Origin of the sequence: Paenibacillus sp. FSL R5-0345, from assembly GCF_000758585.1 — a bacterium.
Lineage (GTDB): Bacteria > Bacillota > Bacilli > Paenibacillales > Paenibacillaceae > Paenibacillus_AQ.
Genome location: NZ_CP009281.1, coordinates 2,935,989 through 2,955,582, shown reverse-complemented (window position 1 = coordinate 2,955,582; position 19,594 = coordinate 2,935,989). Strand labels below are relative to the sequence as shown.

The 19,594-nt window shown below is 41.7% G+C and carries 16 protein-coding genes; 4 read left to right on the top strand and 12 right to left on the bottom strand.

All coding sequences use genetic code 11. The features are described from left to right. Window positions 1-143: 143 nt before the first annotated feature. Both R50345_RS12840 and R50345_RS12835 read right to left on the bottom strand, forming a co-directional pair. The gene (locus R50345_RS12840; protein WP_042127084.1) at window positions 144-1,385 is read right to left on the bottom strand and encodes a molybdopterin-dependent oxidoreductase; all 1,242 of its coding nucleotides are present in this window, start codon (window positions 1,383-1,385) and stop codon (window positions 144-146) included. A gap of 45 nt (window positions 1,386-1,430) precedes the next feature. Beyond that, on the bottom strand, window positions 1,431-2,309 hold the full coding sequence (locus R50345_RS12835) for a LysR family transcriptional regulator (RefSeq protein ID WP_042132132.1): 879 nt from the start codon (window positions 2,307-2,309) through the stop codon (window positions 1,431-1,433). 113 nt (window positions 2,310-2,422) lie between these two features. Between R50345_RS12835 and R50345_RS12830 the strand changes: the two genes are divergently transcribed. Next, window positions 2,423-3,712 carry an adenylosuccinate synthase gene (locus R50345_RS12830; protein WP_042127083.1) on the top strand — a complete coding sequence of 430 codons (1,290 nt, stop codon included), beginning with the start codon at window positions 2,423-2,425 and terminating at the stop codon, window positions 3,710-3,712. A gap of 134 nt (window positions 3,713-3,846) precedes the next feature. Here R50345_RS12830 and R50345_RS30790 read toward each other — a convergent pair whose 3' ends face one another. Further along, a complete protein-coding gene (locus R50345_RS30790) occupies window positions 3,847-4,035 on the bottom strand; it encodes a hypothetical protein (RefSeq protein WP_081954073.1) in 189 nt (62 codons plus the stop codon). A 184-nt stretch (window positions 4,036-4,219) separates the two neighbouring features. Continuing rightward, window positions 4,220-5,416 (bottom strand): stalk domain-containing protein, encoded by a 1,197-nt coding sequence (locus R50345_RS12825; RefSeq protein ID WP_042127081.1) that lies wholly within the window; start codon window positions 5,414-5,416, stop codon window positions 4,220-4,222. A gap of 277 nt (window positions 5,417-5,693) precedes the next feature. Here R50345_RS12825 and R50345_RS12820 point away from each other — a divergent pair, with 277 nt between their 5' ends. Continuing rightward, a complete protein-coding gene (locus R50345_RS12820) occupies window positions 5,694-6,230 on the top strand; it encodes a GNAT family N-acetyltransferase (protein ID WP_052414583.1) in 537 nt (178 codons plus the stop codon). Between the two features lie 312 nt (window positions 6,231-6,542). On the opposite strand, the gene R50345_RS30785 is transcribed toward R50345_RS12820, so the two are convergent. The 7 genes from R50345_RS30785 to R50345_RS12780 all read right to left on the bottom strand — a co-directional run bounded on the left by R50345_RS30785 (window position 6,543) and on the right by R50345_RS12780 (window position 14,186). Next, the gene (locus R50345_RS30785; RefSeq protein ID WP_081954072.1) at window positions 6,543-7,949 is read right to left on the bottom strand and encodes a GNAT family N-acetyltransferase; all 1,407 of its coding nucleotides are present in this window, start codon (window positions 7,947-7,949) and stop codon (window positions 6,543-6,545) included. A 197-nt stretch (window positions 7,950-8,146) separates the two neighbouring features. Then, complete coding sequence (locus R50345_RS12805) at window positions 8,147-9,142, bottom strand: ROK family protein (protein WP_052414582.1); 996 nt, start codon at window positions 9,140-9,142, stop codon at window positions 8,147-8,149. 19 nt (window positions 9,143-9,161) lie between these two features. Next, complete coding sequence (locus R50345_RS12800; RefSeq protein ID WP_156114788.1) at window positions 9,162-9,845, bottom strand: N-acetylmannosamine-6-phosphate 2-epimerase; 684 nt, start codon at window positions 9,843-9,845, stop codon at window positions 9,162-9,164. A gap of 5 nt (window positions 9,846-9,850) precedes the next feature. Next, window positions 9,851-10,768: a dihydrodipicolinate synthase family protein gene (locus tag R50345_RS12795; RefSeq protein WP_042127079.1), complete on the bottom strand. Its 918-nt coding sequence runs from the start codon at window positions 10,766-10,768 to the stop codon at window positions 9,851-9,853. Between the two features lie 58 nt (window positions 10,769-10,826). Then, on the bottom strand, window positions 10,827-11,714 hold the full coding sequence (locus R50345_RS12790) for a carbohydrate ABC transporter permease (RefSeq protein ID WP_081390057.1): 888 nt from the start codon (window positions 11,712-11,714) through the stop codon (window positions 10,827-10,829). 12 nt (window positions 11,715-11,726) lie between these two features. Beyond that, window positions 11,727-12,656, bottom strand: a complete 930-nt coding sequence (locus R50345_RS12785; protein WP_081390056.1) for a carbohydrate ABC transporter permease — start codon at window positions 12,654-12,656, stop codon at window positions 11,727-11,729. A gap of 138 nt (window positions 12,657-12,794) precedes the next feature. After that, window positions 12,795-14,186, bottom strand: a complete 1,392-nt coding sequence (locus tag R50345_RS12780; RefSeq protein ID WP_042127077.1) for an extracellular solute-binding protein — start codon at window positions 14,184-14,186, stop codon at window positions 12,795-12,797. A gap of 294 nt (window positions 14,187-14,480) precedes the next feature. Here R50345_RS12780 and R50345_RS12775 point away from each other — a divergent pair, with 294 nt between their 5' ends. Both R50345_RS12775 and R50345_RS12770 read left to right on the top strand, forming a co-directional pair. After that, on the top strand, window positions 14,481-16,109 hold the full coding sequence (locus R50345_RS12775) for a response regulator transcription factor (protein WP_042127076.1): 1,629 nt from the start codon (window positions 14,481-14,483) through the stop codon (window positions 16,107-16,109). A gap of 42 nt (window positions 16,110-16,151) precedes the next feature. Beyond that, window positions 16,152-17,927: a cache domain-containing sensor histidine kinase gene (locus tag R50345_RS12770; protein ID WP_197069779.1), complete on the top strand. Its 1,776-nt coding sequence runs from the start codon at window positions 16,152-16,154 to the stop codon at window positions 17,925-17,927. On the opposite strand, the gene R50345_RS12765 is transcribed toward R50345_RS12770, so the two are convergent. Next, the gene (locus R50345_RS12765) at window positions 17,924-19,495 is read right to left on the bottom strand and encodes an ABC-F family ATP-binding cassette domain-containing protein (protein ID WP_042127072.1); all 1,572 of its coding nucleotides are present in this window, start codon (window positions 19,493-19,495) and stop codon (window positions 17,924-17,926) included. The two genes, R50345_RS12770 and R50345_RS12765, sit on opposite strands and share 4 nt — an antisense overlap. Window positions 19,496-19,594: the final 99 nt, after the last annotated feature.

Genomic DNA, 19,594 nt, shown 5'->3' with positions numbered 1-19,594 from the left:
TTACAAAAATACTAATTATCCACGGATTATCTCTGGACCCTCGTTGATTCACTTCTATATATATGGAAATATTTCTGTGATTACGTCCATAATCACAAAAAAACCTTAACAGGCCTAAAGCCCATTAAGGTTATTCATCTCATTTATACCCAAGCGTCATTCGAATATCCACGTTGCTCCCAATAGCCTGTATGCTCTCCTTCGATCAGTTCAATCCGGTTCAGCCATTTCACTGATTTGTAAGCGAACATTTTGGGGACAATTAACCGAACCGGTCCACCGAGATCGCTTGGAATCGGTTTTCCATCATGCATAACTGCAACCATAACATCGTCCATATCCGCTTGATCCAGCGTAAGCGTATCTGTATATACCCCATCCCCGGAGTAGAATTTCACCGTCTTTGCAGTTGACTTCACCCCAGCCTGTTGTAGAAGATCCTTTAGTTTAATGCCTTCCCAGGTATTCTTGTAGACGGACCAACCTGTTACACAATGAAAATCACTTACTTGAACCGTCCGCTGTAATTGAACGAATTGCTCCCAGTTCCAAGTAAAGCTCTGCTCCACAAGACCATCTACCTTAAAGGACCAATTATCGTTCGTGAACTCCGGAATTGGGGTTACGGTATAAACACGGAATTGACCCTGTGACCCACCCCCAAGAGGTGGTGAGGATGCCTCCAGTGGCTGCGGTGCTGGTAACAGCAGGTTGCGATCATTCTCGATTAGTTTATCGATCGTTTCACTGCCTCCGATGTTTCCAATTGAGCTACCTAGCCATTTTACAAATGAGGGGCCGATTGTAAGAGCAAGCCCTACACCGATCGTCCCGCGAATGAACGCCCTACGCGTATAGACTGGTTGGGGGGTATCCTGAGAGGTAGAATCGGTACTCCCTATACTCTCACTCTTGATGGTCCGACGATTCGGCTCCTTTAGCCATTTCACACGAGTAAGCGAGTGATAGATAATATAAGGCAGTCCAACCCAGGTCAGTACATCATGAATGACCAAAGCAAGATTAGAGACTTGCGGTCCAACTCTACGGAATTGCCATAATAACACGCCGGAAACGAACCAGCCAAGCAACAGAAAGAGTACGACAAGTACATTGAATCGCTGCCAAGGTTTCTCCTTTAACTGCTTCCAATGTTTACTTGCCAGCAGAAGATAATATATAACAGGTAGGATCGAGACGATACCTACCACGATGTGCAAGCCTTTAATCCATACCCTGCCTTCACCAAGGAACCCCCGCCAGAAACCGCCTACTAGCACAAGTCCCGTCAAAGCTAAAATTACGACGATCCAGCCGTTCCAGGTGTGAAGTGCCCGCAGTTTTTTCCCGTACCCTTTACGTAACCGACCAAGCATACCGCTCATAACCTATCCTCCTCCTCATGTGAAAGATTCTGCACCAGATTTAATTTAGTCCAATAAGGTTAGAAAAGACTTTGACGCAGCAGAGAGTGGAACGCCTCGAAGGGTCGCAATTCCAATATTACGCTCTGGAAACGGTGGGTCTAAAGGGATTTCTACAAGTTCTCCACTCTTTAATTCTTCCGTAACATAATCACGAATAACAAAAGCAAGACCAAAGCCACGCAAAGCGAATTGAACAAGAAGATCAACACTGCCTAATTCAAACTCTGGTGTTATTGTCACATGATTGGAGGCTAGAAACCCATCTATATACTTTCTTGTGCTGCCTCCCGGCTCTAGGAACAACAATGGGTACTGCTTGATATCTGAAAGCGGCATCGTCTTGTCTGCCAAATGACGAAAGCCTTTGCCACCTACAAGACAATCTTGAAGCCGTTTACTTTTTCGAAATTCGATCTGTTTGTCAGATGCCGGTAAACTAACGATGCCGAAATCAATCTTCCCTTCTTTTAGAAGCGCAAGGGTCTCCGGTGTTGTTCGATTCGTAATATGAATACGGACATTGGGGTATTGTTCGTGATATTGCTCCAGATAAGACAATAAGTAATATTTGCAAAGTGTATCACTTGCTCCAATATGAATCTCACCGCTATTTAAATTGTTCATTTCAGCAATCGCTCGCTCACCCATCTCCACATTCTGAAAGGCTTGTTCAATAAACCGAAGCAGTACTTTGCCTTCTGTCGTTAGATCCACCCCTCTTGAGGTGCGAAAAAATAAGGAACCACCCATCTTTTCTTCCAATTGCTTAATCGTGTGACTCACCGCTGGTTGTGTGATATTCAGCCGTTCTGCTGCCGCAGTTAAGCTGCCTGTTTGTGCTACCCAATAAAAAGAGCGATACCATTCCAAGTTGATGTCCATTCCCAAGTCATTACCTCACCTTATAATAGATATAACATATATCAATTTTTCTAATGTTCTATCTAGCATTATACTTAGACCTGTAGGCAATCACAAGCTTGGGAGGTAATCGCGTGACCGTAATCGCAATTGTAGGAGCTAACTGGGGAGATGAAGGCAAAGGAAAAATGACGGATGTCCTAGCCGCTCAATCCTCCTATGTAGTTCGTTTTCAAGGTGGAAGTAATGCTGGTCATACTATCATTAACCAGTACGGAAAATTCTCACTCCATATGCTGCCCTCTGGTGTATTTAACCCTTCAGTAATAAACATTATTGGACCAGGAACAGCCCTTGATACTGAAGTATTAATAAAGGAATTACAAGCATTAGCAGAAAGAGGAGTTCCAAAGCCGAAGTTATACGTATCTGAGCGTGCTCAAATCGTGCTCTCGGTTCATCGTTTATTTGATGAGCTGGAAGAGGAACGTCTGGGATCACAAGGGTTTGGTTCAACCAAGCGAGGAATAGCGCCATTCTACGCGGATAAATATGCGAAGCTCGGCATACAGGTTGCGGATCTATTTAATCCAGCACAACTGGAGAAACGTCTTAAACAATTACTTGCTTCAAAAAATGTATTACTGGAGCATTTATATAAGAAATCCCCTATCCAAGTCTCGGAATTACTGGCTCAGTTGCAAAAGGAAGCTGCGCAATTGGCACCATACGTTGCCAATACAACAGAAATACTGCAAGAAGCTTATACGAAAGGAGAAACAATTCTACTTGAAGGGCAATTAGGCGCTCTGCGTGATCCTGATCACGGTATATATCCTTACTCCACCTCTTCATCGACACTTGCTGGTTACGCACCTGTCGGAGCAGGTCTTCCTGCGGCTGCCATCACGAATGTCATTGCTGTAACGAAGGCCTATTCCAGCTGTGTAGGCGCCGGACCTTTTGTATCTGAACTGGAAGGTCCAGTAGCGGATGAACTTCGCACACGAGGTGGCGATGCTGGGGAATTTGGAGCAACGACCGGTCGTCCTAGACGTATGGGCTGGTTTGATGCCGTAGCTACGCGCTATGGTTGCTTGATGCAAGGTGCAACAGAGGTTGTGTTGACCAATCTGGATGTTTTTGGTTATTTAGATGAGATTCCGGTTTGCGTTGCTTATGAGCTTGAAAATGGAGAAATCACCGACAAGTTTCCAGCCACAAATAAGCTTTACACAGCAAAACCGATAGTAACGCATTTATCTGGCTGGAACTGCGATATTTCACATATCACTAACTTCGATGAGCTGCCGGAGCAAGCAAAAAGTTACGTAGACTTTATTGAAACGTCTATTGGAATACGTATTTCTACTGTTTCTGTGGGACCTAGACGTGATCAGGTCATTCATCGTACGCTGAAATAATCTTATCACAAGCCTAAACGCCTTCGGTGTCCTTATAAGGCCGGTACTTTTATATATTTTTAAAATAAGGATGCCTAGTTGTACCTACATGCAATTTGCATATAGCTGCAACTAGGCATCCTTGCGTTACTCTTTTACACCAACACTGCATCCACTTTCATCTGTGGCGCCTTGTCACAACGCTTACAAACCTTAACAACTGTTCCGTCCGTTTTTCTTTTTGGATAAAGCAGCTTAATCCGTGTGCTCTGACAGACCGGACAAGTGCCTCTTCCTCTGGATGGTAAACTCCATAGTGCATGTCCGCGTTTTGACTTTGCCATGAATGAACCCCTCATTTCGGTCAACAATAGTCAACACTTCATTCTGAAAGTGCTTCTTCCAAAAGATATGCTGCAAGGACAGGTTGTATGATTAATGACATTCAAAAGTTCCTGTAGAATATAAAAAAGACGCCTTCTAGAATGAAGACGTCCTATTGTTTAGAATTCAATATACATTGATTACTTAATTTGTGTAAATCATAGAGACAACACCATTTGTAAAGGTTACGTAATTATAATTTCTATATTGCCAAGTCTCAACTGTAATTCCACTGCCGGATAGACTTGATTTATCAATTGGAGTGCCCCAGCTTAATTCTACTTGCTGCTTCGTCATCCCTGTCGAAATTGTACCCGCCTTGATTTTGGCCCAAATCGCATTAGACCATTTATAGATTTTGGTAGGATCAGACGTAAAGAAATACTCTTTGTTTGCTAGAACGCGAGTGACCTGATCATATTCCATATCATAAGTCTCCACAACTTTACCTGATGCCAATTTAAAAGAAATCGCAAACTCATTATCGTCGTTCACTAGAATATCAACAATCGTTGCTTTTTGGAATTTATAGTCGGAGTCAAACTGGTTGAACCAATAAGTCTTTCCGATTAGCTTAGCGAGATCCCCTTGAGATTCTCTTTTAGCTATTTTTAACGTATTTTTCGTATACGCAAATAACTCCGCTTTACCGAAATTGATGTTCAAAGACTCATAATGAGCACCAAAGTCCAACACTGCTCCCAATGAAGTTTTTAAGAGGGTTGCAGGGAATACAGCTCCTCCATCCACGGTTTGTACTTTACCACTCATTTTCACCTTATTCCCATTCACCATAGCAATATCACTGCCTAGCTGAAGTTGGATAGGCAAATCTCCCAGACGAATGCTAAAGGTCTTAGTGGCTGTGTTCGCCTGAACAGTAGCACCCAAGAGCTTAAACGTTGATTGTACAGGCAAATACATCGTGCCACTGATTAATACACCTTGATCGATGTCCTTATTAGAACTAATAGAGACCTTTAACGTTTTGGAAGCAGCTCCTGAACGCACGGTTACATTTGTTTCGCCAACGGCTAATGCTTTCATAGAGCCATCTGGCAGCTTTTGCAATAAGTAAGGCTTCTCGATCACCATATCTGCTTGAGACAAAGGAACACGTTCGGATGAGCCATCTGGCCCTTTTGCAAAAATCTGCACTGGAACCTTATCTCCAACGGTCATATCCGTATAATCCATTTGAAAAATCAAATCATCCGTGCTGGAAATCGACTGTTCGTTCACTACATTTGTGCTATTCGCATTTGCTGCCTCCGCTGTATGAATTGGACCATACATAGATACTGCTAACACTGCTGCAATACTCCATTTAATAGCTTTCATTTTCCAAAATCCCCCTCTAGTAAATAAACCAATATTACTTTATCACAATTTCACTATTTTAGTAGATAAAAATGGAAGGTTGTTAAGCTTATATTTTATAATGTGTAAATATTATGAAAAATAAAGGGAATCAGATGAATCTACAAGAAGTTACAGAGCAAGCATTACAGAGTCTACCATTTATAAACTTAAATTGGGAGTGATCATCTGAGATAACCATTAATAATCATTGTATATAAGCCACAAATCAAAGACTTAGACTAGGAGTGTTATATTCGTGGAAATAATATCCGACAGATTAATCTTAAGAGATTATACAAGCAATGATTCTTCCTTTTACGAAGAACTAGAAGAAAATCCTTTGTCCTACAAATATGAAAACACCGCACCTGATGCAAAACAAATTAAAGATGACTTCCTTTCGATTTTGTCTCAAGTAACCAGCGATCCACGGGAAAATTATGATCTCGCAATATGTACAAAGCTGGATATGAAGCCCATCGGTAATGTCAGTATAAAGTTAAACTGGGAAGATATCAGAGAATGGGAAATCGGCTGGGTCCTACTACCGGAATATTGGAAGATGGGATATGCAACTGAAGCCGTGAAGTCTCTGATAGATTACGCCTTTAAATTCCTAAATGCACATAGAATTGTTGCTTATGCCAATGCAGAGAATCTTCAATCAGAGAAAGTAATGATTAGAGCGGGAATGATTAAGGACGGGGTTCTTAGGGAGACTAGATTCTGTAATCAACAATGGTGCAACGAGATTATCTATTCCTCTTTGGAGCAGGAGTGGGCTAATATTTGATGGTTAAAAACTAATTAGGGAAAAACTCCCTATAAATAGTCCATATTCGCTGATTATGAATGAAATTAGGGAATTCCTCCCTATAAATCATGCTAATCCCTTTGATTTTCATCAAATCAGACGAATTTAGGGGAGGTTTTCCCTAATTATCAATCTACTGACCAATAATCTCATAATTCCAGGGAGAAATTCCCTAATTATTCAATTGAAGCTTCTCTTGGATCATCAATTGGGGCTTGATTTACAAGATAACAAGAAGAGAGCCGCTCCCAAGTAGTTAAAAAAACTACTTTTGGAGCGGCCTTCTCTGCTTTACACTACCAACTCTCGTACAACTTCAACCTCATCTCTGCTTACTTCAACGAACCCCAGAGATTCATACAAATTCGAAGCACGTTCGTTCTCAATTCGATGACCAATAACGATTTTATCGCAGTGATGTTCGGCTTTTATATATCGAATCAAGGCATCCATTCCCGTTCTACCGAATCCTCTATTCTGATACTTCTGATCAATCATAAAAGCCATTACCCAATAACTTCCGTCCTCAGGATCAACACTATACACAGAGAAACCTATCAATTCTTCATCTGCATATAAAGCTAATGGAGTCATTCCGCAATAAGCCGATTCTGCCAACCAATAAACAACAGGTACAGGAAAAACCGTCTTTTGCTCATTGGACACCTCTAATTGAGTACAGGCATACCAGTTATTCTCATGGATTGTCTTCAGCTCGACATGAGGATGAAAACCATCCCGAATACGATCACAGACGGCTTCTAATTTAGATTTAAGCTGTAGTGCCCATTCAGGGCTAGTAGAAACGTCAAACGCCTCTAAACTCCGAAGCAGCCTGGCGAATCCATATAAGTCAGAGAACCTTTGAAATTCTGGTAATAACTTGACATATTCATCATCTAAATGTTTTACGGATCTATAACCACTAACAAAAAAATCGATGTTCCTCATACTCTCCTCATCATTCTGCTTGGATAGATCTCTTAAGGCTGATGAGATATCCATCGCAAACCAGTGATACATAGAGTCATCGAAGTCAATCGCATTAAAACGTGATTTTTCTTTCATATAAAAAATATTGTCTGTCTCAAAGTCATAATGGATGAGTCCCGTATGTCCTACGCCAAAAGAGAGCTTACTTAGCCACGCTTCAATTCGCTCATATTCCTTAAGCGCTTTATACTCCTCAGGGTGTCTTTTTAATACAGATAAAATAAACTGAAGTGAATCAACCCAACTTTTACGCGAGGGCGTGCTCGGAGCATAAGTTTCGGATAAATGATGCAATCGCGCGAGTGTTTGACCCCAATGTTGGAACTGCAGCTCCGACATCTCTTCAAGCGGAACATAATCCCCTGCGGCTTGTTCAAAAACAACCCCGTGATATCTACCATTTTCAGTTAAAAGAGTCTCTATCCAATTCCCTTGCTTGGAGCGTACTGGTGATACAGTATCATAGCCCTGGTCCAATAAGTACATCATAAAATCTAGTTCTGCCTGGATATTCTCAGCAGTATTATCTTCTTCGTTAGTAAACCTTAAATAATAATGCTTATTATTCGATTGAAACGTATAAATAAAATTGCTGCTAGCTCTTACAAACTTCATAGATCCAAGCTCATGATTCCAATACTTGATCATTTCATTGGCAGGTAGATCGTTCTCTGTTCCCCGTACCATGTTCATTAACGTCATCATTTCCGATAGTGCCTCCCGTAGTCATTGAGAGGTGTTCTTCCCTTACGAATACTGACCTCTCTCGGACTTCATTGTGATGTTGTTCGTACTCAAACATCATCACTCCTTATAAACGGATTAGGGACTCCCGAAAGATTTGACCTTCATTCTCATCCCCTTTAACATTATCGGTAAATTATTCTATTTAATCAAGAGATTTAGATAAAGCCTTCATTACCAGAAGGAAGGGGTGGACCCCCGTACTCCCAGATCTGTAATGCCGCACCGATCATTCCACAGAAATTGCCACGATAGGCTGCTTCAATTCGAACGCCTTCCAACATCGAGGGCATCGTTCTCGTTGCTACTTCTCTTCTTATTCCTTCGAATAATATCTCCCCTGCTTCAGCCACTCCACCACCAATAACAATAACTTTAGGGTTAAAAATATGAATAAAAGAAGCGATAGCAGATCCAAGTGCTGCGATTGTTTCTTCCATTACTTCTGTAGCTAGAGGGTCTCCTTCTCTCCATCTTGCGATCACGTCTCGCGAGTCTAAGTTATCCAGTGGCAGATTGTTTAAAGTTAGTTGTTCCCGCATTCGACGAGCAATGCTTGTACCCGAAGCATAATGTTCTAAACAACCTCTCCCGCCACAAACGCATTCCGGTCCTTTGAAATCTACAGACATATGGCCTAACTCTCCGGCCCCACCCCAAGAACCATGGACAAGGTGACCCTCTACAACAATTGCCCCACCAACACCCGTTCCAAGTGCAAGACAAATAAAGTCTTCTACACCTATACAAGCGCCTAAATATTTCTCGCTTAATGCTAGTACATTCACGTCGTTATCAACGATCACTGGAACCTGGAACTGAGTCTGAAGCAACGCTTTCAAAGCTGTCCCAGCATACCCAGGAATAAGCTCTGAGGCCGAGCGAATACTCCCTTCCTCCCAAGCGACTTGTCCTGCCGTTCCTACGCCAATCCCCTTAATCTTTACCCCTGAATGTATCGCTGTAACTTCATTCATTAACTTTTGAATAGCCTGAATAGCTCGGTCCACGGTCTTCGTGAACCCAGCCATTGTGCTCAGACTTACAGTATGTACTACGTACCCATATGATGTAACGAGCCCAGCATTAATTTTCGTTCCCCCGATATCTACTCCAACAACATATTCCATATGAGGATCATAACCTTCTGACACGGACTCTCCTCCTTAAGTCTCAGCAATCACTCACGGCTTTGACATATCGTGAAGTGATTAACTGTGGCCTTGTAATCGCACTTCCTACCACAACATAAGCTGCGCCAGCCTTCTTAGCTCTCGCCGCATCCTCCGGTGTCCATATCCGCCCTTCTGCAACAACGGGAATATTCACGAACTCGCATAATTGCTGAAGTAAAATAAAATCTGGTCCTTCTTGCTGTGTACTGTAAGGTGTATAGCCGGAAAGTGTTGTGCCAATGAAATCTACACCTAGTTCTTCCGCTGCCAATCCTTCCTCCAAAGTCGATATATCTGCCATTACAAGCACACCCATTTGGTGGGCATATGCGATTAAAGGCTTAACCGACTCAAAGCGACCTTCCCGATTCGTAACATCTAATGCAACAATATCCGCTTTTGCGGAGATAATTGCTTTCACTTCTTCAAGAGTTGGCGTAATAAATATGGCTGATCCGGGAATATCCCGTTTAATTAGTCCAATAACCGGTACATTTACCTCTTCTTTGATCGCTACAATATCTGGAACTCCATTCGTCCGGATACCTATTGCCCCTGATTGAACCGCTGCTCTTGCCATTTTTGCCATTGTATCCCCACCATGAAGCGGCTCATGCTCAAGTGCCTGACATGATACGATCAGACCTTTCATCGGAAAGATATCGCTCATTCGAGTCATCATTAACCCTATCCCTTCGCTTCAAGAATATAATCTAATATTCTATTGTTGAGAGCTTCCACCCGATCCTGATCGGAGTCTTTGATAGGTAGAAGTGGCATTCTTGGTGTACCCGTTTCAAATCCACGCAGACTCAGGATTGCTTTACATGCACCATATAATGATGGAAAGGATAATAATTCTACAATGAGATCATTGATAATGAACTGCCATTTCTGCGCCTCAGCCATATCACCTTGCCCATAACATTGTTCTACTTTTAAAAATAGCTCGGGCATAACCCCATAGGTTCCACCAATCCCACCATCCGCCCCGATACTGCGGCCAGCCAAGTACTGCTCATCCGGTCCATTCAATACAAGAAAATCATTTCCACCTGCTGCCTTAAACTGCTGAAGCTCAAATGTACTTTCTGCTGAAATCTTCACGCCAATCACTTTATCCTGCGCAGCCATCTTAATTAACAAGCTTTTTGATAATTGAAAACCAGTCGTTTGCGGGATATGGTAGATAATAAATGGAAGCGATGTACTATCAATGATCGCCTGCCAATGGCTTTCAACACTGTCCGGAGACAAACGGTAATAAATTGCTGGAACAGCCGATACCGCGTGTGCGCCTACGAATTCAGCATGTACCGCAAGCTCAACACTATCCCGTGTAGATGGAGCACCAACGTGAGCAATGATCGTTAGCTCCTCTCCTACTTCCGCTATAACGGCTTCGAGCATTTGTTTGCGTTCCTCTACAGATTGCAGCATGCCTTCTCCTGAGCTTCCTCCAACATAAAGACCTTTCACACCAGTAGAAGCATAATGACGAGCTAATTTCTGTGCCGCTTCTTTATCTATATTCCCCTCAGCATCATAACTGGAGTACAAAGCGATAATAATGCCTTTAAAAGCTTCAAGATCATATGATTTCATAGATAATAGCCTCCATCGCTAAAGCCAAATATATTCATTTGCGTTGTTATATGAATTTTTAACCCTTAACAGCACCCATAGTGATCCCTTGTGTGAATGCCTTTTGAAACATTAGGAAGATTGCAATCATAGGAATCGAAGCTAACGCAGCACCTGCCATAAGCAGTCCATAGTTGGTTGTGAATTCGCCGCGTAGTGTCGCTACCCCAAGTGGCAAGGTCATCATCGAAGTGGATCGCGTCATAATTAGCTGGCTGAAATAATCGTTCCATGAAGTTATGAAGGTGAATATAGCCAGTGCACCCACTGCTGGTTTCAATAACGGTAAAACGATCGTTCCAAACAATCGAATCTCTGAGCTACCGTCAATTTTCGCCGCTTCAATCAACTCTCCCGGAATCGTCTGCGCGAACTGTTTCATCAGAAAGACTCCAAAAGGCCAGCCAATCGCCGGTAAAATAAGCCCTTTATACGTATTGACCCAACCAAAGTCAGCTAACATCGTAAACAACGGTACAAGAATAACTTGCTTAGGCAATGCCATGGCGGCAACAAACATTGTGAAGATAATTCCTCGTCCGGGAAATGATTTCTTTGCAAGAACATAACCGGCACAGGAGGAGACAATACAGATGGCTGCCATCTCTGCAAAAGCAATAATAAAGCTATTAAACATCCAGCGTTCTACCGGATTCTTAAATAATTCTGTCCAGTTCTGTAGCGTCGGCTTTAGCGGAAACCACTCCGGTGGGATGGTCGTTGCCACAGTTTGAAGCTTAAAGGCTCCCGAAACTACCCAATAAAAAGGAAAGATAAAAAATAATGTAGCCAAGATCAATAGAATGGTAGCTATTATTTTTGGAATCGTTAATTCTTTTTTCCATGCGCTTACTTTCTTAGACTGGGTTATAGGTGCTTTCAGTTGTAATGGATTCGTAGAATTCATGATGTCCCCTCCTTAATACTCAACATCGCTGCCAAAGTATTTGAATTGAATGATAGAAATAATCCCAATTACTATTGCGAGTATGACGCCCATTGCTGAGGCATATCCGAAATGACCTAACATAAAGGCTTGTTCATAAACACCATACATAACGGTAGATGTGCTATATACAGGCCCGCCTGAGGTAAGGAGTTGAATCAGTGCGAAACACTGAAAGGTATTAATCGTGGTTATCACGATAATATATAAGTTCGTTGGCATCAGCATCGGCCATAATATTTTCCGGAAAATTTGCCAAGGGGTTGCTCGATCTATCTCTGCGGCTTCAATATAAGAGGTAGGAATGTTACCAATAGAGGCCACATATAAAATGATCGGTTGACCTACAGAAGTCGTTATTAAAACCACGATAATTGCAAGTAATGCTGTTCTTGTATCCCCTAGCCATGAAACAGGCTCCATTCCAAACAAACCCGTCAAATAATTCAGAATTCCGTAGTTGGGATGGTAAATCCAGCCCCACACGACCGTGATACTTACAACCGATGATACGGCTGGCAGGTAGAACACACCGCGGAAAAATGATCTAGCAAACTCTTTTTTCTTATAGATATTCATTGAAACAAACAGTGAAAAGATAATCACGATCGGTACGGTGATCACAACAAGCAATAAAGTATTTCCCATGGACTTTATGAAATTATCGTCTTTAAATAATGAAATATAATTATCGAGACCAATAAAACTAAAATCTCTCAAAGAGTAATCAAAGAAACTAATATAGACTCCTTTTACCATCGGGTAGGCTACAAACAGAAGAAAGAATCCAAACGCTGGTAATAAGAAAAGATAACTCATCATCCAGTCACGTATCACATAACCTTTAATTTTGCGTACCGTTGTCCCCACAACCTTCTCCCCATTTCTCTGATGATCAAGCATAAACGACTTTGGCGTCCTTATAAGGACGGTGAGCGTTTAAGCGAGAAAAATTATGATATTTATAGGTGTGTAGCTTGAATTTTTTTAAAAAGAATAGAGTGCTTCCCGCACTCTATTCTTTTGAACGCCATTCACTTTTTATTTCATAGCTGCTTTGGCTTTAGTAATAGCTTCGTTAGCCTTTGTAGCAAAACTATCCAAAGCTTCCTTGCCGGTAGCGCCTCCAGTTAAAGCACGTTGTAATTCAGGGAACCAGAAGGTACGGATATCTGCATATCCATCTGCAATTGTTGGTGCATCTGTCGTAAATTTACGAGCATATTCGGCGTATTTGTACTCCGGATCGTCATATAGTCCAGTAATCGAATTACGAACCGAAAGACCACCTGTTTGAATCAAGTTTTTCTTACCCCATACTGGATCATTAGCAATGAAATCAATCAGCTTCTTGGAAGCTGCAATCTTAGCTTCATCACCATTATTAAATACAGCCATACCGCCCAGATAAGGTTCAAGCTTCGGTTCCGAACCATCTAAAGTAGGGAATGGAAGAAGAATATCTTCGAATTGAACCATCTTCTTGGATACGTTCTGTGCTTTTAGCACAGCGGAATAGTTAAGTGTAAAGGCCAATTTTCCTTGCAGGAACAAATCGTTCACATCAGCAGCAGCTAGCGATGCTGCACCAGAGACACTGAGTTTATCTTTCGTAGCTTGGACAATCCAATCCAGCGCTTTTGCAGCATTATCTGTATTGATAGCGACTGCGGAATTGTCTTCATTTAGGAATCTTGAAACGCCTAAGTTAGCAAGATAAGCACGAGTGCCTTGGTCTCCGGCTTGGCTCTTCGCGAAGAACCCTGTTGGAATAACATCCGGAGCCTTTTCTTTCACAGCTTCCAATGCCTTTTTATATTCTTCAAACGTCCAAGTTCTATCTTCCTTATCCAGAGGAAGTAAATCTAGAGCGCCTATCTTTTCAAAAATAGTCTTATTAACCGCCATCATAAATGGTGCTGTATTGATCGGGTACATAAAGATGTTGTCGCCTACACTTGACTGCTTCCAAAAAGCTTCTGAAATATCATTCTTCACTTCATCAGTTACCATGTCGTTAAGCGGTGCAAGCAAATCCTTTTTACCCCAATCGATAATCCGTCCAGGTGCATCATAGATCACATCAGGCGCAGTATTAGAAGCTATTGCGACATTCAGTTTTTCAGGGCCGCCTTCAAAGGTGATCATCTCAAGGTTGACTTTAATTTCAGGATTCTTCTCATTAAAAGCTGCAATGATTTCCTTTTCATATTTGCCAACTTCACCATCTAAAGCTTGAAAGCTCGGAAAATTCCACCATGTAATCTCTACTGGCTTAGCAGCAGCCTCAGTTGCTGCGGGCTCAGTCTTGTCAGCGTTATTACTTGGTGTAACTGCTGAATTCGCCGTGTTCGTATTTCCACATGCAACTAACTGTGTACCTAAAAGTGCGACACCAACAATACTCATTAGCCCTTTTTTCATTGCTTTCATGTGCTACCCCCAATTATTTTTTTGTGGAATAAGTACTGCTCTCATTCCTTGCGCTAATCATAAATCAATTGTAAATTTAGGAGAATCCCACTCCTTTTACTTTTAGGGCTCTTTTCTGACATATCCCTTCAATCCACCCCTCTTCAATGTTATAATACATTACATATTCCACCTATTAACAATTAAATTTATATTTCTTCACTTTTCCGCCTTAATGTAACCCTTTTAATCTTACATCTAATGGTATTTCCTTACGAACGATCCACTATAATTCTAGTCTTCCGGAGGGATTTCATGTACAAACTAATGATTGTAGAGGATGAACCATTAATAAGAACGGGCTTAAAACATTACTTTGCTTGGGAAGAGCTTGGGGTTCACAACATTATTGAAGCAGAGAATGGAAAAGAAGGAATGGCCACTGCACTGCGTGAGAAGCCCGATTTGGTGATCACTGATATCCGGATGCCCCAAATGGATGGTCTACAAATGATTGAGCAGATTCGCAATCTGCTTCCTGATACATTATTTATCATTTTGACTGGATTCAACGATTTCGAATATGCTCAGAAGGCTATAAAACTAGGGAATGTACATGCGTTTTTGCTCAAGCCTTTGGAATACGAGGAAAGTCTCCTTGTGATACAAGAATGTATGAACAAGCTTCATCTTAAGCGGCAAGATCGATTGAAACGTTCTAATTTGGAGGGGGCACAGCTTGTAAAGCTATTACTGGAGGAAGAACAACCTGTAATAGATGATTCAATTGTCCGTGAACTATGTAATTTCAACAGTAACTACTATCTTTATCTGCCCTTTGTTTTGACAGGAATTCCTATGAGAGGAAAGCGCGCTCAATCTACGCTCTGGATGAGAGAATATGCGGAGAAGTTCATTCATGATGCTGTAGACGAGTATCTCGATGCCTCTACACCGCACACTGTTTTTACATATTCATCTAAAACTAAGCTCTATGGACTTATTGTATTGGGATCTCCAGCTTCTATTGATAATTTTCCTCTTCAGACTAAAGTTCAGACACGAATCGATCAATATCTGAAGCTGCTTACGCTAGAACATCACCTAGGCCTCTATTTAGTTATAGGTAAGACGACGGAGAATCCTACACAAATAAATTCATTGCTGCATGAGAACGATAGAATGTTATATCAACGCTTCTACAAGAGAGATTGTAGGTTTATCTACGTGCCACAATGGATAGAAGGCTCCAATTCTATTAAACCATCCCTAATTCAACTCGATGAAAATGATAAGAAACGGATGATCTCCTGCATCGAAAGTGCTAACGAAATAGAGACGCTCCAGCTGATGCACCGGCTGTCTCAAGATATTTTGAGTAAAGCTGATGTCTCTTCTCCAGATTTTTGGCTTGCATTTCTTCAGGAAATTATAAGTACCATTCTCCGCTTCGCTAATAAGAACCACATCCATATCGAAGGCGTGTACAGCGAAAAGCTCCTGAATCTAACCTTTGTAGATGAATTTGATTCAATTGAGAACCTTTTTGACTGGCTTGGCAGATGGATGGTTCATTTAGGAACTGTTTATTCCGAAGGGCTGACCCACAACAACCAACAGGATGTGATCATATTCGAGCATATTAAATCCTTCATAAAAGAGAATATTGATCAAGATGTGACTCTACAGATGGTAGCAGATCGATTCTTCTATAATCCGTCTTATTTAAGTCGATTATTTAAGCGAAAACTTGATAAGAACTACATGCGATTTGTAACCGAAATTCGGATGGAATATGCGCAGGAATGCTTAAAAAAACCAGAGTTTCTAGTGACCGATGTCTGTACGATGTGTGGTTACAAAAGCTATAAGCATTTCGTTAAAACATTCCGAAGCATCACAAACATGACTCCATCGGACTACAGAAAACAGTCAGGCTGGTGACCCAAAATGATGCAGATAGAGCAACCAAAAAAACGATACCGAATGAGACATGTCAATCGTCAGATTTTCGTGCTGATGATCCTGACTATTACCATTCCACTTCTAATCATATCGGCAATCATCTATATCTTTTCAAACCAAGCCGTCAAAAATGAATACCAGAGCAGCTCTAATCTGATCCTTAATAACCTCTCGTTCAATATTGACCAATATCTTCAAAGCATTGATAAAGGCACACTCAACGCTCAAGTAGATAGCCAGCTCCAAGCCGCACTTGAACACTGGACGATCCATAAAGACGACATCGGGAATGACCAGAATATTCAGTATGGGAACACAATTGAACATTTCATCAGCGGAATTGAGATGACAATTAAAAATGTTGATAGTGTGCAGATTTTTGCGGGATCACGTGTGTTCTACTCTGCGAATTTCAATCGTGCGGATTATGATGTGAAGGATTATACCCATGAGGATTGGTATTTGCAGACCCAACAGAAAAAAGGCGGAGTGATCCTATTTGGGAGCCATACCCCCTTCTATCGCACCAATTCCAAACAATCCGTCATTTCTATCGCCCGCGTCATAAATAAAAAAGGCAGCAAGCAGCCCATAGGTGTTATGTTAATCGACATCCGATTGGACTCATTACGTGAAATCTTAAAGCTTTCTGAGAATAGTAAACGAAAATTCATTATTTTAGACGATAAGGGTGGCAGTGTATATAGCTCTGATAACATGGAAACCTCACCTTTACAACCTATCCCTATAGGAACTCAAGCGCTTAATACGTTTATGAACAATGATACGGGGAGCTTTTATGGTACTTTTGATGAAAAGGATTCGTACATTAACTTTGTAACGTCTCCCTATTCCAACTGGAAGGTCATTCAGTACATTGATGAGAAAGAGATGACTAAGCAGGCTGCTTTTCTCGGGAAAATCATTTTAACATTAGCGCTCTTGTCGCTTGTCACCGCAATCTTATTCATGTATATCCTATCGGAGCGAGTCACTAAGCCTATTATTCTCTTAAGCCGAAAGGTCAAGCTGGTGGGGATGGGGAACTTCGATGTGGATTTGTATAGTGAGCGTCAAGATGAGTTTGGGGTTCTCTATAATGGAATCCGTAAAATGGTGAAAGATCTGCAAAATTATATTGAGCGGTCTTCTATGGCCAAAGCACAACAAAAAGTAGCCCAGTACGGCGCTCTCAAAAGCCAAATCAATCCACATTTCCTAGCGAATGTACTTGAATCTATTCAAATGAAAGCCATCATCAATGGGCAGCGTGAGATTGGCGAAATGGTGGGAATTGTAGGAAGATTATTTCGGATTCATATCCAGACCGGAAAGATAACCGTAACCCTGCGAGAAGAACTTGAGCATGTCCGGTTGTATGTAAAGATTCAACAATTACGTTTCGGGGATAAAATTCAATATGTTGAACAGCTAGAACCTAATACCGAAAAAATTAAAGTCATGCACTTTTCCCTTCAACCTATCGTAGAGAATGCTATTGTCCACGGACTGGAATGTCGAAGTGAGCCAGGGCTTCTTGAGGTGTCTTCTATGATTTCGGGGGATGACATGCTGATTATCGTTAAGGATAACGGAATTGGCATCGATGAAGAGAAACTTAAACAGTTACGTTTCCGTCTCTCTCAACCATCAGATACCCTGGATGAAGATCATATTGGTATAAAAAATGTTCATGATCGTATTCAATTTCATTTTGGTGAATCGTATGGGATTGAAGTCACCAGTCAAGTAGGAGAAGGAACGACTGTGATCATCCGACTCCCAGCAAAATCCTAGACATCTTGCTCAATGATTCCTATTTGAGGATCGAAAGTAAGCAATTTTGTTGCTATTTTATCGATGAAAAAGCGGTCATGACTAACAGTAACAACAGCTCCAGGAAAATGGATGAGTGCCTGTTCCATCACCTGAATACTTGTTAAATCCAAATGATTGGTTGGCTCATCCAAAATAATGACAGCCGCGCCAGAGAGAAGGCATTTCGCTAACGCTACTCTGGCCTGCTGCCCTCCCGACAGACTGCCGATCGTTTTGCTTAAATCCATTTCCGAGAATTGCAGCATCGATAAGAATTTGTTCACTTTTTTTCGGGGAGCATCGAGCCCCAGCCCATATACATTTACGGCATGACTGACAGTATCCTTAGGATCAAGTTCATCCCACATTCGATTAAAATACGCGTAGCTGACCCCACGTTCCCAAGTCACATCACCCGTCTCAGGCTCCTCTTGCCCAGTCAATATCTTTATGAGTGTCGACTTCCCGCTGCCGTTAGGCCCCACAATAGCTATCCGATCTTCCTTTTGAATATCAAAGCTTATGTTCTGGAATATCGTCCGACCGTCATAGCTCTGTCCAATTCCTTTGACTTCACCAAGCTTGTCCGGAAAACGTAAATTGCTGTAAATATCGGTGATCAAAACGTTCACTGGATGAGGCTCCACACGCTTTTTCATATCTGTCAGCTTACGTGACAGGCGATCCTTAGAGGACTTTTTGTTCCCACGGGTTTCAATAGCCTCCGACTCCATAAGCAGAAGCTCTTCCTCCCACTCAAACTGTCGGTCAAGCACCTTTTTACGCATCTTCTTTTTCCGGACATAATCGGTGTAGTTGCCTTCATATTCCTGAAAATGATAATTCTCGATTTCTATCGTCCGCGTAACTACTCTGTCAATAAATTGCCGGTCATGAGAGATTAGAATCATCGCGCCATTAAAACGGTGCAGCCACTGCTCCAACCATACGATCCCTTCGATATCCAAAAAGTTAGTAGGCTCATCAAGCAATACGACATCGGGCATTTCAATTAAGACTTTAGCCAGTGCTGCGCGGTTTCTCCAGCCTCCAGACAGCTCATCAACAGGTTGATGCCGTGATCTTTCATTGAAGCCCAATTTAGTCAGAACAGTGTTGATTTCGACGGATACATTCCAGCCATCCAAATGGTCCATTTGTTCAAAAAGCGCCGCTTGTCGCTCTAAAAGAGTATTCATCTGATCATCATCTGTCACTTTCCCAAGCTGTTCCCCGATTTGGTTAAGCTCTTGTTCGATGAGCGCTACCTGCTCGAAGCATAACTCTAACTCTTGCTGTACAGACAAGGACCCGGAAAGCTCAGAGAATTGAGAGAAGTAGCTGATCTTCACGTTAGGATCTAACTCCACTTTTCCCGCTGTTGGCTCCTCTTTTCCCATCATCAGTTTAAACACAGTTGACTTCCCCGCACCATTTCGTCCGATTAATCCAATCCGTTCGCCCTTGCTAACTCGAAAATAAATATCTCGAAAAATCAATGTATTCTCGTATTTCTTAGTTACATTCTCCATACGGATTACGCTCAAATCTACCACCCCTAGTTTATCTAGATCAGAATTCAACTCAAGACACTCAAAGAGCTATTATAGCACTATTTAAAAAGAGGACTTTAAAATCATATTACC

What these genes read in the sequence shown, in the direction of transcription:
- R50345_RS12835 (WP_042132132.1), bottom strand. Translation starts at nt 2,309, where the DNA reads ATGGACATCAACTTGGAATGGTATCGCTCTTTTTATTGGGTAGCACAA.
- R50345_RS12775 (WP_042127076.1), top strand. Translation starts at nt 14,481, where the DNA reads ATGTACAAACTAATGATTGTAGAGGATGAACCATTAATAAGAACGGGC.
- R50345_RS12785 (WP_081390056.1), bottom strand. Translation starts at nt 12,656, where the DNA reads ATGCTTGATCATCAGAGAAATGGGGAGAAGGTTGTGGGGACAACGGTA.
- R50345_RS12840 (WP_042127084.1), bottom strand. Translation starts at nt 1,385, where the DNA reads ATGAGCGGTATGCTTGGTCGGTTACGTAAAGGGTACGGGAAAAAACTG.
- R50345_RS12780 (WP_042127077.1), bottom strand. Translation starts at nt 14,186, where the DNA reads ATGAAAGCAATGAAAAAAGGGCTAATGAGTATTGTTGGTGTCGCACTT.
- R50345_RS30790 (WP_081954073.1), bottom strand. Translation starts at nt 4,035, where the DNA reads ATGGCAAAGTCAAAACGCGGACATGCACTATGGAGTTTACCATCCAGA.
- R50345_RS12800 (WP_156114788.1), bottom strand. Translation starts at nt 9,845, where the DNA reads ATGATGACTCGAATGAGCGATATCTTTCCGATGAAAGGTCTGATCGTA.
- R50345_RS12790 (WP_081390057.1), bottom strand. Translation starts at nt 11,714, where the DNA reads ATGAATTCTACGAATCCATTACAACTGAAAGCACCTATAACCCAGTCT.
- R50345_RS12825 (WP_042127081.1), bottom strand. Translation starts at nt 5,416, where the DNA reads ATGAAAGCTATTAAATGGAGTATTGCAGCAGTGTTAGCAGTATCTATG.
- R50345_RS12770 (WP_197069779.1), top strand. Translation starts at nt 16,152, where the DNA reads ATGAGACATGTCAATCGTCAGATTTTCGTGCTGATGATCCTGACTATT.
- R50345_RS12795 (WP_042127079.1), bottom strand. Translation starts at nt 10,768, where the DNA reads ATGAAATCATATGATCTTGAAGCTTTTAAAGGCATTATTATCGCTTTG.
- R50345_RS30785 (WP_081954072.1), bottom strand. Translation starts at nt 7,949, where the DNA reads ATGATGACGTTAATGAACATGGTACGGGGAACAGAGAACGATCTACCT.